General features: G+C 65.9%; 15 protein-coding genes. 2 read left to right on the forward strand and 13 right to left on the reverse strand.

The features are described from left to right. Positions 1-7: 7 nt before the first annotated feature. Positions 8-676, forward strand: coding sequence for an Asp/Glu/hydantoin racemase (locus tag AC1VNX_RS18500; RefSeq protein WP_483158194.1), 669 nt, complete (start codon positions 8-10; stop codon positions 674-676). Here the strand turns inward: AC1VNX_RS18500 and AC1VNX_RS18505 are convergent. Then, positions 663-2,021, reverse strand: a complete 1,359-nt coding sequence (locus AC1VNX_RS18505; RefSeq protein WP_483158196.1) for an NAD(P)/FAD-dependent oxidoreductase — start codon at positions 2,019-2,021, stop codon at positions 663-665. The genes AC1VNX_RS18500 and AC1VNX_RS18505 overlap by 14 nt on opposite strands. Positions 2,022-2,129: 108 nt before the next feature. Here AC1VNX_RS18505 and AC1VNX_RS18510 point away from each other — a divergent pair, with 108 nt between their 5' ends. Then, positions 2,130-2,942 (forward strand): alpha/beta hydrolase family protein, encoded by an 813-nt coding sequence (locus AC1VNX_RS18510; RefSeq protein ID WP_483158198.1) that lies wholly within the window; start codon positions 2,130-2,132, stop codon positions 2,940-2,942. A 7-nt stretch (positions 2,943-2,949) separates the two neighbouring features. Here AC1VNX_RS18510 and AC1VNX_RS18515 read toward each other — a convergent pair whose 3' ends face one another. From AC1VNX_RS18515 to AC1VNX_RS18570, 12 genes are all read right to left on the reverse strand, one after another. Then, positions 2,950-4,848, reverse strand: coding sequence for a family 2A encapsulin nanocompartment cargo protein cysteine desulfurase (locus AC1VNX_RS18515; RefSeq protein ID WP_483161982.1), 1,899 nt, complete (start codon positions 4,846-4,848; stop codon positions 2,950-2,952). Positions 4,849-4,914: 66 nt separating this feature from the next. After that, positions 4,915-5,847 (reverse strand): family 2A encapsulin nanocompartment shell protein, encoded by a 933-nt coding sequence (locus AC1VNX_RS18520; RefSeq protein WP_106934382.1) that lies wholly within the window; start codon positions 5,845-5,847, stop codon positions 4,915-4,917. A gap of 64 nt (positions 5,848-5,911) precedes the next feature. After that, a complete protein-coding gene (locus tag AC1VNX_RS18525) occupies positions 5,912-6,181 on the reverse strand; it encodes a helix-turn-helix domain-containing protein (RefSeq protein WP_418131785.1) in 270 nt (89 codons plus the stop codon). Next, on the reverse strand, positions 6,178-7,092 hold the full coding sequence (gene epsC / locus AC1VNX_RS18530) for a serine O-acetyltransferase EpsC (RefSeq protein WP_483158201.1): 915 nt from the start codon (positions 7,090-7,092) through the stop codon (positions 6,178-6,180). Before epsC ends, AC1VNX_RS18525 begins: the two co-directional genes overlap by 4 nt. 40 nt (positions 7,093-7,132) lie before the next feature. After that, positions 7,133-7,618: a rhodanese-like domain-containing protein gene (locus AC1VNX_RS18535; protein ID WP_483158203.1), complete on the reverse strand. Its 486-nt coding sequence runs from the start codon at positions 7,616-7,618 to the stop codon at positions 7,133-7,135. Positions 7,619-7,745: 127 nt separating this feature from the next. After that, on the reverse strand, positions 7,746-8,708 hold the full coding sequence (locus AC1VNX_RS18540; protein WP_483158205.1) for a TauD/TfdA dioxygenase family protein: 963 nt from the start codon (positions 8,706-8,708) through the stop codon (positions 7,746-7,748). Between the two features lie 174 nt (positions 8,709-8,882). Then, positions 8,883-9,449 (reverse strand): hypothetical protein, encoded by a 567-nt coding sequence (locus AC1VNX_RS18545; protein WP_483158206.1) that lies wholly within the window; start codon positions 9,447-9,449, stop codon positions 8,883-8,885. A gap of 59 nt (positions 9,450-9,508) precedes the next feature. Further along, positions 9,509-10,072 (reverse strand): hypothetical protein, encoded by a 564-nt coding sequence (locus tag AC1VNX_RS18550; RefSeq protein WP_483158208.1) that lies wholly within the window; start codon positions 10,070-10,072, stop codon positions 9,509-9,511. After that, on the reverse strand, positions 10,069-10,734 hold the full coding sequence (locus tag AC1VNX_RS18555) for a peptidoglycan recognition protein family protein (protein WP_483158210.1): 666 nt from the start codon (positions 10,732-10,734) through the stop codon (positions 10,069-10,071). Before AC1VNX_RS18555 ends, AC1VNX_RS18550 begins: the two co-directional genes overlap by 4 nt. A 270-nt stretch (positions 10,735-11,004) precedes the next feature. Further along, on the reverse strand, positions 11,005-11,220 hold the full coding sequence (locus AC1VNX_RS18560; protein WP_007829250.1) for a TOBE domain-containing protein: 216 nt from the start codon (positions 11,218-11,220) through the stop codon (positions 11,005-11,007). A gap of 64 nt (positions 11,221-11,284) precedes the next feature. Next, positions 11,285-11,881 carry a malonic semialdehyde reductase gene (locus AC1VNX_RS18565; RefSeq protein ID WP_483158215.1) on the reverse strand — a complete coding sequence of 199 codons (597 nt, stop codon included), beginning with the start codon at positions 11,879-11,881 and terminating at the stop codon, positions 11,285-11,287. A 20-nt stretch (positions 11,882-11,901) separates the two neighbouring features. Then, positions 11,902-13,191: an O-acetylhomoserine aminocarboxypropyltransferase/cysteine synthase family protein gene (locus tag AC1VNX_RS18570; protein ID WP_483158217.1), complete on the reverse strand. Its 1,290-nt coding sequence runs from the start codon at positions 13,189-13,191 to the stop codon at positions 11,902-11,904. Between the last annotated feature and the right edge of the window lie 33 nt (positions 13,192-13,224).

Consider the following 13,224-nt stretch of genomic DNA (forward strand, 5'->3'; position numbering starts at 1 on the left):
CGGGCTCATGAGAGAAGCACTGGCCTTCCTTCACACGGCGCAGGTACATGTGCCGACCTTCGAGCGGCTGGTGCGCGAGAACGCGCCCGGGCTGCGCGCGCGGCACCTGGTGCGCGAAGAGTTGCTGGCCGACGCGCGCATCACCGGCGTCGACGACGCCGGGCTCATTGCCCGTGTCCACGAGGCCATGCACGAAGCCGCCTCGGGCGGTGCGAAGGTCGTGGTGTGCACCTGCTCGACCATCGGCGCCATCGCGGAACGCACGCCGACCGGCGATGCGTTCAGGGCCTTGCGCATCGACCGGGCCATGGCCGACCAGGCAGTGCGCACCGGACCTCGTGTGCTGATCGCGGCGGCGCTCGAAAGCACGCTGGCGCCGACGCAGGCGCTGGTTCTTTCCGCAGCGGAGGAAGCTGGTGTCGCGGTGCGACCGGCCTTGCTGTTCGTAGAGGACGCGTGGCCGCATTTCGAAGCCGGAGACAACGCGCGCTACATCGGGACGCTGGCCTCCTCGATCCGGGCGGCATCTGCCGAAGCCGACGTCATCGTGCTCGCCCAGGCCTCGATGGCCCCGGTGGCCGACGCGCTCGCCGACCTCCCCATCGACGTGCTCAGCAGCCCCGCGCCGGGCACCGCGCATGCGGTGGCACTGGCCCTGTCGCTCAGTCCGACTTGAGGATCGTCTCGCCCTTCAGCATCCCCATGTCGCGGATGTTGAAGCGGTGGCGCTTCCAGCCTTCCCAGGTGCGGCGCATGTTGCCGATCGAGATCAGGTAGTACAGCACCTTGAACATGCCGACGGGGCCGCGCATCGGCGTGCCTCGGTAGATGTCGCCGGCCAGCAGCGTCATCAGGCCTTCCTTCACGCGGAAGGGGTTGCCCGGGTGCATGAACATGTCGCGGATGGTCGGGTTGGTCACGCGATAGATGAACCACGAGTACTCGCGCGGGCCCTTGCGCATCATCGCCTCGAAGCCCTTGCGCGCCGCGGCCAGCCGCTGCGGCTTGTCGAGCGCCGTCGCCACCAGCTCGGCGCCGTCGAAGGCGCTGTGCATGGCGAGATACACGCCCGAGGAGAACATCGGGTCGATGAAGGTGAAGGCATCGCCCAGCATCAGGTAGCGCTCGCCCGTGGCGTGTGTGCTGGAGTACGAGAAATTGCCCGTGGCATGCACCGCGTCGTCGACCAGCGTGGCGTTCTTCAGCCGGTCCACCAAGACCGGGCAGGTGGCGATGGTGTCGTAGAAGAATTCCTTCAGCGGCTTGTCGCGCGTCTTCAGGTAGTACGGCCAGCAGACCGCGCCCACGCTGGTGGTGCCGTCGGCCAGCGGAATGAACCAGAACCAGCCGTGCGGGAACCAGCAGATGCTGATGTTGCCTTCCTTCTTGCCCTCCAGCCGCTCGGCGTTGGTGAAGTGGCCGAAGAGCGCGGTGCTGTTGTGGTCGGGGTTCTTTTCCTTGCAGCGGAATTTGTTGGCCAGCAGCGTGTCGCGGCCGGTGGCGTCGACCACGAAGCGGGCGCGCCAGCTGCGGCCTGCGCCATCGTCCATCTCGGCCTTGACCGTGGCGCCTTCTGCGTCGAAGGCCACGTCGCGCACCTTGCAGCCCTCGATGGCCTGCGCGCCGCAGGTGGCGGCGTTGCGGAACAGCAGCTCGTCGAGCTCCGAACGGCGCACCTGCCAGGCCGAGTCGAGCGACTTGTCCAGCCCCTCGCCGAATTCCACATAGCTGCGGTGCTCGTGCTCGGGCGAGACGAACTCGATGCCGAACTTCGGCATGCCGATCTTCGCGACCTGGTCACGCACGCCGAGCTTGTCGAACAGCTCCACGTTCGCGGGCAGCAGCGATTCGCCGATGTGAAAGCGCGGGTGGTGCGCCTTCTCCAGCAGCACCACCTTGCGGCCCTGCCGCGCCAGCAGTGCGGCGATGGTCGATCCGGCGGGACCGCCGCCGACGACCAGCACGTCGCAGGATTCGTCGGCCGCCTGAGACACGGAAGAAGAAGCTTGGGACAGGGACATGCGAAGGCAAGCAACAGTGTTTGACAGCCGCAGAGCATAGCGCGCCAGCCTGCGAAGACCGCAAAGTCTGCTAAGCAGCCTGTGCCGGGCCGCCGCACACTGCGGGGGATGCGCCTCCTCCATCTTCTCCGCCCCCTCTGCCTCGCCGCCGCGTGCCTCTCGGCGGCGCTCGCCCAGGCCGCCGGCTTCAGCACCATCGAGATCCCGGCCGACCGGGAGGGCCCGGCGATGCAGGGCGCCGTGTGGACGCCTTGCGCCGCGCCTGCCACCGAGATCAGGCTCGGCCGCAACACGATCCAGGGCGTGCGGGACTGCCCCCTCCCGCCGGGCACCGCCCGGCTGCCGCTCGTCGTGATCTCGCACGGCTACGGCGGGTCCTTCCTCGGTCACCACGACACGGCGCAGGCGCTCGCCGACGCGGGCTTCATCGTCGCGGCCATCAGCCATTCGGACTTCGAACGGCTGCCGCCACTGCCCTCATCCCCGTGCGCAACGCAGCCCGAAGGCAAGGCGTGCGAATGGATGAAGCAGGGCTTCCAGGAACTGCTCGCCACGCCGCTGACGCGCGACACCCGCATCAAGGCGGCCGTGATCGCCGATCCACTCGGCATGCTCTTCGATGCCCGGGGCCTGAAGAACGTGACGATTCCGATCGAGCTTTGGGCTTCCACCTACGGCGGCGACGGAGTCACCCCAGAGAGCGTGGCAGCCGTTCGCAGCAATCTGCCCGTGGCGCCCGAATGGCATGTGGCCGACAAGGCCGGGCACTTCGGTTTTCTCGCGCCGTGCTCGCAGGCGCAGCTCGACGCCAAGGTCGAAATCTGCCGCGACGCGCCCGGCTTCGACCGAACCGCCTTTCACAAGGCATTCAACGCCGAGGTAGCGGCTTTCTTCGACCGCCACCTCGCGCCGCAGCACTGACCCAGCCTCAGCCCGCGCGCCGCTGCGACGCCAGCCGCCGCACCACCGCCACCAGCCGGTCGATCTCGTCGAAGGTGTTGTAGAAGGCCAGCGAGGGCCGCACCGTCGTCTCCACGCCGAAGCGGCGCAGGATGGGCTGCGCGCAATGGTGGCCGGTGCGCACCGCGATGCCCTCCTCGTTCAGCGCCTGCCCCACCTCCTCGGTGGTGTAGCCGTCGAGCACGAAGGACATCACGCTGGCCTTGTCGGCCGCCGTGCCGATCAGCCGCACGCCCGGAATCGCACCGAGCTGCGCCATGCCGTACACCAGCAGGTCGTGCTCGTAGCGCGCGATGTTCTCGATGCCGATCTTGTTGACGTAATCGATGGCGGCGCCCAGCCCCACGGCGTCGGCGATGTTGCCGGTGCCGGCCTCGAACTTGTTCGGGATCGGCTGGAACACAGTCTTCTCGAAGGTCACGTCGGCAATCATGTTGCCGCCGCCCTGCCACGGGGGCATGTCCTCCAGCACTTCGCGCTTGCCCCACACCACGCCGATGCCGGTCGGGCCGAACACTTTGTGGCCGGAGAAGACGAAGAAGTCGGCGCCGATGTCCTGCACGTCCACGCGCATGTGCGAGACCGACTGCGCGCCGTCGACCAGCGCCTTCGCGCCCGCACGGTGCGCCAGCTCGACGATCTCCTTCACCGGCACCACCGTGCCCAGCGCATTCGAGACCTGCGTGACGGCGACGATCTTCGTGCGGTCATTCAGCAGCTTGCGGTATTCATCGAGCAGCACCTGGCCCGAATCGTCCACCGGAATAACGCGCAGCTTCGCGCCCTTGGCGGCGGCAAGCTGCTGCCACGGCACGATGTTGGCGTGGTGCTCGAGGTTCGAGACGACGATCTCGTCGCCCTCGCCCACGTGCTGCCCGCCCCAGCTCTTGGCCACGAGGTTGATGGCCTCGGTGGTGCCGCGCACGAAGATCACCTCTTCCACCTCGGGCGCGTTGATGAACCTGCGCACGCGCTCGCGCGCGCCTTCGTAGGCGTCGGTCGCGCGTGCGGCCAGCTCGTGCGCCGCGCGGTGGATGTTGGAGTTCTCGTGCTCGTAGAAATACGAGATGCGGTCGATGACCGACTGCGGCTTGTGCGTGGTGGCCGCGTTGTCGAACCACACCAGCTGCTTGCCGTTCACCCGCTCCTGCAGGATCGGGAAGTCGCGCCGCACGGCCTGGATGTCGAAGGGCGGATGCTGTCCGCTGCCGGCCAGCGGCACGGCGCCGGGGCCGCGCGGGTCGGGCTTGGCCGGCGTGACGAAGCCGCTGGGCAGGCGCACCGCGTCGACGAAGTAGAACTGCGGCTCGCTCCCTCGCCCCTCCGGGGAGAGGGTTGGGGTGAGGGGCAACCCTGCACCTTGCGTCGTCCGCTGCCCCTCACCCCAGCCCTCTCCCGCAAGCGGGAGAGGGGGCAAGACCACGGGGGTCGCACCGGCCGAAGGATGGCCGTAGCCGTTGTCCAGGAAGTAGAACGACGAGGCTGTTGCTTGCGGTGTCACGGGCGCATTCGCCTGTGGCACGCCCTGCACCGTGCCACCCGAGCGCGGCTCGAAGGCCGGCGCCACCGAGAGCACGCTGTCCGGCACGCCGTTGCCCGCCAACGCGTGCGGCACCAGCGCCGGAGCGCGGTTCGCGAGCGAAGGCACCTGCGTGGGCGATGCCGGCACCAGGTTGGCGCCCGGGATCTGCCCTTGTGGAATCGGCGTGCCCGGCACGCTGGGCCCGAAGCCGGCCGGGCTCGCCAGCGGTGAACCCGCGGGCGCGACGTTGGCCGGAAACTGCGCTCCCGGCACCAGCCCGTTCGCCACGCCGGGCACCGAGTCGGGCGGCGTGCCCGGCAGTGCGGAGAACATGGCGCTGGCCATGCGCGCGAGAACAGCCGGGTCGAACGGCGCCTCGCCCGGTATCGATGGAATGCTGCTCACAGCGGCTTACTTGTAGGTGTCGGGATAGTCGTGGTACTTGCCGATCTCGACGTCATCGAGCACCGCCAGCGCGTCGGTGGTCAGCACCGCGAGCGAGCAGTACAGCGAGATCAGGTACGACGCGATCGCGTGGTTGTTGATGCCCATGAAGCGCACCGACAGCCCCGGGCCCTGCTCGCCCGACAGCCCCGGCTGGAAGAGGCCCACCACACCCTGGCGCTTGTCGCCCACGCGCAGCAGCAGGATCTTGCTCTTGCCGTCGGCCACCGGCACCTTGTTCGACGGAATCAGCGGGATGCCGCGCCAGGTGATGAACTGCGAGCCGAAGAGGCTCACCGTGGGCGGTGGCGTGCCGCGGCGCGTGGCCTCGCGGCCGAAGGCTGCAATGGCCAGCGGGTGCGTGAGGAAGAAGGCGGGTTCCTTCCACACCTTGGTCAGCAGCTCGTCGAGGTCGTCGGGCGTGGGCGCGCCGGTCAGCGGGAAGATGCGCTGCTCTTCCGTCACCTGGGCCAGCAGGCCATAGTCGGGGTTGTTGATGAGCTCGCTCTCCTGGTTCTCCTTGATCGTCTCGATCGTCAGGCGCAGCTGCTCCTTGATCTGGTCGTGCGGGCTGCTGTAGAGGTCGGAGATGCGGGTGTGCACGTCGAGCACGGTGCTCACGGCATTGAGGTAATGCTCGCGCGGGTTCTCCTCGTAGTCGACGAAGGTGCGCGGCAGCTGGTTCTCTTCTTCGCGCGAGGTGCAGGTGACCTTGATCGACTCCGGGTTCTTGACCTTGTTGACGCGGTAGATGCCCGCCTCCACCGGCACCCATTGCAGCAGGTGCGTCAGCCAGCGCGGGCTGATGGTCTCGAGTTGGGGAACGGTCTTGGTGGCATTGGCTAGCTGTCTTGCGGCGTTGTCGCCAAGGGCGGTCGTACCACCAACTGTTGCGCTCATGGATCAGGGCTCCGTGGGTTGAGGAAAAAGTGGACGCCAGTGTCCGGCGGCCACGGGTTTTCCCTCAACAGGCTATAGCCGCCAAGTTGATCCTTCGCGCAAGGCGCGACTGCTCCAGCTGCTCGCAGCGCATGAGCAGGCCGACCATGTTGATGCCCAGCGCGGTGGCCAGCTTCTGCGCGGTGACGATCGACGGGATGACGCGGCCGCGCTCGATCTCTCCCACGTAGGAGCGGTTCAGATCGGATCGCTCGGCCAGCTCCTCCTGCGACCAGCCCTTGTCCTCGCGCAGCTGGCGGATGGTCACGCCGAAGTCTTCGACGAATGCCTTCATACGCCACCTGCCTTCGGTGCGTTCTGCAGGCTGGCCTGCGTGACGCTCGCGCCCGGCGGCACGTCGTCGGTGATCCACACGTTGCCGCCGATGACGGCGCCCTTGCCGAGCGTCACGCGCCCGAGGATGGTCGCGCCGGCGTAGATGACCACGTCGTCCTCCACCACCGGATGGCGCGGCAGGCCCTTCTGCAGGTTGCCTTCGGTGTCGGTCGGGAAGCGCTTGGCGCCGAGCGTGACGGCCTGGTACAGCCGCACGCGTTTGCCGATGACGGCCGTCTCGCCGATCACGACGCCCGTGCCGTGATCGATGAAGAAGCCTGCGTCGATCTTCGCGCCCGGGTGGATGTCGATGCCCGTCTGCGCATGCGCCAGCTCGGCCACGATGCGCGCCAGAAGCGGCAGCCCGAGCCCGTAGAGCTCGTGCGCGAGGCGGTGGTGGATCATCGCGAGCACGCCCGGATAGCACAGCAGCACCTCGTCGACGCTGCGCGCGGCCGGGTCGCCCTGGTAGGCGGCGAGCACGTCGCTGTCGAGCAGGCGGCGCAGGCCCGGCAGCGCATTCGCGAAGCGGCGCACGGCATCGGTGGCGGTGTCGTCGATCTCGCTCGCGGAGCGCGGCTCGTGGCGCGCGTTGAAATTCAGCTCCAGCCGTGCCTGCACCAGCAGTGCCTGCAATGCGGCATCGAGCGTATGGCCGACGTAGAAGTCCTCGCTCTCGTGGCGCAGGTCCGGCGGGCCGAGCCGCATCGGAAAGAGCGCGCCCTTGAGCGACTCCACGATCTGCGCGAGCGCATCTCGCGACGGAAATTCGCGAGCGCCGGGCTCGCGCGAGCGCCGCTGCGAATCGCGCCACTCGTCGCGCACGCCATGCAGTGCGCGCACGATGTCGCTCACCTCGAAATGGGCCATCTATGGTTCCTCCCGGAGAAATATCGTGTGGGGTGCGGGCTCAGTCCTGCACCCAGGGCAGCTTGTGGAAGCGCCAGCCGTCGGAACCGCCGCGATGCTGCTGCGCATCGATCTCGCCTTCGAAGCCTTCGAGCACGTTGAAGACGTTCGTGAAGCCGGCCTTTGCCGCAGCCTCGGCCGCGAGCGCGGAACGCTTGCCGCTGCGGCACAGCAGCAGCACGACGGCTTCCTTGCCGCCGTCCTTCGCCAGCTTGGCCTCGAGTTCGCGCACGAAGCGCGGATTGCGCGTGAGCGCCGTGCCCGTGGCCCAGGCCACGTGCTGGCTGCCGGGAACGTGGCCGACGAACTTGCGCTCCTCGCCGGAGCGTACGTCGACCAACACGGCCTGGCCGCTCTGGACCAGCTCCCAGGCCTCCTGCGGCGCGACGCCCCCCGCATAGGGCAGATTGCCCTCGGCGGCCCTGGCGCGCGCCTGTTCGAGTGCTTCGGGCAAGGCGATGACTTCTTCTTCAACTTCCACTGACATGCTGTGAGGCTCCTGTTGTGCGTTGGATACGCCTTGGTGGCGATAACCACCACTGTAGGAGCCGGGCGCCGAAGCTCAAACAACCGAAAAGTCGATTTCTAACAACCAGCCGTTGTAAAGGATCGATTCAGGCGCGATCAGGCGGCAGCTCGTGCAGCTTCGGCCGCAGCACAGCCGGGGCCGTGAGGTCCACGCTCCTCCCGCCGTCCACGCCATACGGCACGTCGCCCGCGATGGTCACCCGGCGCACCACGCGATGCTGGTCGCCGTAGTCGTTGATCGCGTAGTGCTGCGTCGCCCGGTTGTCCCAGATGGCGACATCGCCCTGCGTCCAACGCCAGCGCACCGTGTTCTCCAGCCGGTGCACATGGCTCTGGAGCACGCTCAGCAGGTGGCCGGAATCGTGCGTCGAATGACCGGCCAGCCGCTTCACGAAGTGGCCGAGCACGAGGCTGCGCTCCCCGGTCTCGGGGTGCACGCGCACTACCGGATGTTCGGCCTCGAGCAGGCGGCGGGTGAAGACGTCGCGGTAGCGCCTCGTGCCCTCCTCGTCCAGATCGGCCGGCGAGCGGGCGGCGGCATAGTCGTAGTCGTTACCGTGGATGGCACGCAGCCGGTCGGCCAGCGCCTTGAGATCGTCAGGCAGGCTCTGGTAGGCCGCCACTGTGTTGGCCCAGACCGTGTCGCCGCCATAGGCCGGGATCACCACCGCCCGCAGGATCGAAACCTGCGGGTAGGCGACCTCGAAGGTCACGTCCGTGTGCCACGAATTGGCGCGGCCACCATGGCGCGAGTCGAGCTCCAGCAGTTGAGTGCCATCCCGCGAAGGTACGGTGGGGTGCGGCACCAGCTCGCCCCACAGGCGTCCGAAGGCCTCCTGCTGCGCATCGTCCAGATGCTGCTGGCCGCGGAAGAAGAGCACCTTGTGCTTCAGCAGCGCGGCCTTGATGGCGCGGAACACCTCGGGCCGGAGCGAGCCCGACAGACGCACTCCGCGCACCTCCGCGCCGATGTGGCCGGCCTGGCGGACGATGTCGAGTTCGTGGGCCTGCGCGGCTTGCGCAGGGGTGGTGGAAAGAATGGCGCTCATCGCAGGTCCTTTTTTGCGGATCCGGAAGATTCTGCGAGGCGCCTGGTGGGGGTGGAAGGAAGGTGTTTGCAGTTTCTAATGCGTGGGGCGATTAAGAGGGTCTCCGGCTGAGAGCTGGCAAAAGAAAACCCGCCGTAGCGGGTTGTCGAGGTAGGCAATGCCTTGGTCGATATGTCAGGGCTTGTCGCGCCGGGCTCGCACCCAATTCAACCGACGGTCCGCTTCGCTGGCGGAGAGCTGTCCCTCCGCCACCAGCCTCTTGAGCCTTCGCTCGTCTGCGCGGTTCAGCGCATCTTTCAAGAGGGCCATCTTGCGTTCCCGGCAAGGGCTGCACTCATAGAAGCTCGTGGACCCCGAAACAATATCTGCCTTTCGGTCGTATTCCGCCGCACTGATTCGCCCAGTAGGCTCGATGCCCATGGCGAGCACCCGCCCATTCTTGAACGTAACGAGCGCCTCGCCCTCGCATCCCGTGGCGTCCACCACTTTTTCCGGGTCATAGCCTTTCCACAAAACTCTCCGCATATGCCGCAAGGCATAGCGAACATCCTCCTCCGTCAATACAACGTCATCGCAATTCAGGAAGTCCTTGTTCTCCCATGCGATGTTCCGGCGCGTAGGCTCCGTAATCTCCACTTTCTGCACATAAGCGATCGGGTATCGCTTGTCGGCGGCATTCGCTGAAACTCCCACAGCGAGGAGCAGAGCCGCTGCGGTCATCAAATTGATGGTCTTTTTCATAGTGTTGGTGCGATCTGCCCACCGCAGCGGGCTATCAGAAAAACCGAGTTGACAGGACCTCAGGGCTTGTCGCGTTCAGCCTTGCTCCTCTTCAGCCGGACTTCCGCTTCGCCGGGAGGAATTCTTCCTTCCGCCTCAAGTCGCTTGAGGCGCCGCTCGTCCGCGCGATGCAGAGCATCTTTTAGAAGCGCCATCTTGCGCTGCCTGCACGGGTCGCATTCGTAGAAGCTCGGTGGATTCGCTGTGGGCTTCATCTTTGCGTCGAATTCCCCGGTGCTGATTCGGCCGGTCGGCTCAATGCCCATTGCAAGGATTTTCCCGTTCTTGAACGTGACGAGCGTTTTTCCTTCACACCCAGTGGTGTCCGTTTTTTCCGGGTCGTAGGATTTCCATGAAATTCTGCGCATGTGCCGCAAGGCGTAGAAAACATCCTCTTCGGTCAAAACAACGTCGTCGCAGTCCAGAAAGTCTTTGTTCTCCCACGCGCTTCGATGCGAAGGGTGTGTGATTTCCACCTTCTTCACATAAGTGACCGGATAGCGCACGTCGGCGGCATGTACCGAAAATGCGACTGTCGCCACGGCTAACGTAGCGACGTTTATTGAGTTCTTCGTCTTGTTCATGGCTTGGGGGTGGACAGGGTCCAGTTCGCGCCTTGCGACTCCGTCAGATTCTTCCTGCTGACCACGGGATGGCGGAATACCTCATCCGCAGCGATCTGCATCGACCCCTGGAGTGCGCTGACAAGCCACGAAAGGGATTGATTCTGAGCCGCGGTCGGCGTTTCAAATACTCCGTACTTGCCTCGTATCTTGTCGAGCGACCATGTTGCTTCTTCACCGAGCGCTTTGAACCCTGCGGGCAACTTGGCTCTTCCGACCAGCTCGATCCCGATAGCCTCCATATTGCTCGGATATCGATCGGCAGGCGCCTTGAGCATTTCAATACGATGCATCTCGGCTGCGCCTACCTTCGCAGGGAAATCTCGCGGCTTGCACTTTTGTATCGCCAGGCACCTCGCCTGCAATGGCCCCACATGATTCGTCCTCTGATAAATCGCCGCCGTCTGATAGATCGTCCCATCCTTGTCGATGAGAAAGTGCGCTCCGTTCGCCTTCGGCCGCTTGTAACTGTTCAACGAAGACGCCGAAGTATCTGCATCCGTCTGATGCACAACAATCCCGGTAATCGCCCCAGCCCTCTTCCCTCTTTCGATCTGCGGACTCCGGGCATGCCTCACCCGCGCGTGGCTGATCATTCCATGTTCGTCAATCTCAACGAGCATGCGGTTTCTCCCTGAATATCTTTGATTGGTTAACGACTCTTCACGAGGCGTTTTCATGCATCGAAAAACGACACCGACCGCACCTCGCGGCGCGCATGCTATGGCGATGCCTTCAAAGAAAATTCAGGTCACGGAAAGATCATGATGAATTCAGAAATTCAGCACGCCCGGTCGATCCACACTCGGTAAACCGCTGAAAACACGAACCCCACAAACGAAAAAACCCGGCGCCAGTCCGGCGCCGGGTCGTCGCAGATGCCCGAGGGTCCGTCAGAGCTTCGCGATCGAAACCTCGGTGGACTTCACGAGGGCAACCACGTCGGAGCCCACCTTCAGCTGCAGCTCGTCGACCGAGCGCGTGGTGATGACCGAGGTGACGATGCCCCAGGCGGTTTCGACGTCGACTTCGGAGACGACGTCGCCGCGGATGATTTCGCGGACCTTGCCCTTGAACTGGTTGCGGACGTTGATGGCCTGGATGGACATGATGGGTTCTCTTTCAGGTTGATGAGGGAATTCGTTGAGGAAAAGCACGGCGGACTGACGACGCTCAGACGATCTCGGCCACGTCGTCGAACGCCAGCCGCGGCCCGCGCTCGAAGGTGCCTGCGTGGTCGGCCACGCCGAGGTTGACGAGAAAGTTCGCGCGGTAGCGGCCGTCCGGGAAGAAGGCCTTGTCGACCAGGTCGGCGTTGAAGCCCGACTGGGGCCCCGCGTCGAGTCCTAGCGCACGAGCGGCCAGGATCAGGTAGGCGCCCTGCAGGCTGCTGTTGCGGAAGGCCGTGGCCTGCGCGGCCTCGGCGCTCTTCTCGAAGAGCGGCTTGGCGTCGTAGGCCGGGAACTGGCTGGGCAGGTGCTCGTAGAAGCGCGTGTCCTGCGCCACGATCACCGTGACGCCTGCGGCCAGCGTCTGTGCGGTGTTGCCTGCCGACACGGCAGGCTTCAGCTTCGCCTTGGCTTCCTCGCTGCGCACGAACACGTAGCGTGCCGGCTGGGCATTGAAGGCGGTCGGGCCCCATTTGAGGAGGTCGTAGAGCTTGTGGATGAGCTCGTCGGTCACGGGCACGGGCTTGAAGGCGTGCACGGTGCGGGCCTTGCGGAACAGCTGGTCCAGCGCGGCTTCGGGAATGGCTTGCAGTGTGGTCATCGCTTCAAATGAAGTGTTTTTCAGTTCGATGCCGCGCCGAGTGCCTGATCGAGGTCGGCGATCAGGTCGTCGATGTGCTCGATGCCGACCGACAGGCGCACCGTGTCCTCGGTCACGCCGGCCCTGGCCAGCTCCTCGGGTGAGAGCTGGCGGTGCGTGGTGGATGCGGGATGCGTGGCCAGCGAGCGCACGTCGCCGATGTTGACCAGGCGCGTGAAGAGCTTCAGCGCGTCGAGGAACTTCGCGCCGCCCTCGCGTCCCGAGCCGATGCCGAAGGTCAGCACGCCGCTGGCCTTGCCGCCGAGGTACTTCTTCGCGAGCGCATGGTCGGGGTGGTCTTCGAGCGCCGCGTAGTTGACCCACTTCACGGCCTTGTGCGTCTTCAGGTGCTGCGCCACGCGCAGCGCGTTGTCGCTGATGCGGTCCACGCGCAGCGCCAGTGTCTCGATGCCCTGCAGGATCAGGAAGGCGTTGAACGGCGAGATGGCCGCGCCCGTGTTGCGCAGCGGCACCACGCGCGCACGGCCGATGTAGGCAGCGGGGCCCAGCGCGTCGGTGTAGACCACGCCGTGGTAGCTCACGTCGGGCTCGTTCAGGCGCTTGAAGCGCTGCTTGTGCTCGGCCCACGGGAACTTGCCCGAATCGACGATGGCACCGCCGATGCTGGTGCCGTGGCCGCCCAGGTACTTGGTGAGCGAATGCACCACGATGTCGGCGCCGTGCTCGATGGGCCGGCTCAGGTACGGCGACGGCACCGTGTTGTCGACGATCAGCGGCACGCCGTTGCGGTGCGCGATCTCGGCGATGGCCGCGATGTCCGTCACATTGCCCGCCGGATTGCCGAGCGATTCGACGAACACGGCCTTGGTCCGCTCGTCGAAGAGCTTCTCGAAGCTGGCCGGATCGCGGTGGTCGGCGAAGCGCGTGGTGATGCCGAACTGCGGCAGCGTGTGGGCGAACAGGTTGTAGGTGCCGCCATACAGCGCGGTGCTGCTGACGATGTTGTCGCCGGCCTCGGCGATGGTCTGGATCGCGTAGGTCACGGCCGCCTGCCCCGAGGCCAGCGCGAGCGCGGCGATGCCGCCTTCGAGCGCCGCCACGCGCTGCTCCAGCACGTCCTGCGTCGGGTTGTTGATGCGGGTGTAGATGTTGCCCGGCACCTTCAGGTCGAACAGGTCTGCGCCGTGCTGGGCGCTGTCGAAGGCGTAGGCCACCGTCTGGTAGATGGGCGGCGCCACGGCGCGGGTGGTCGGATCGGGCGAATAGCCGGCGTGGACCGACAGGGTTTCGAATTTCCAGTTCTGCGACATGCGACTGCCTTTCAGTTTGGCGGTTGGATGAGA

Source organism: Variovorax sp. TLI9-5A, from assembly GCF_056867935.1.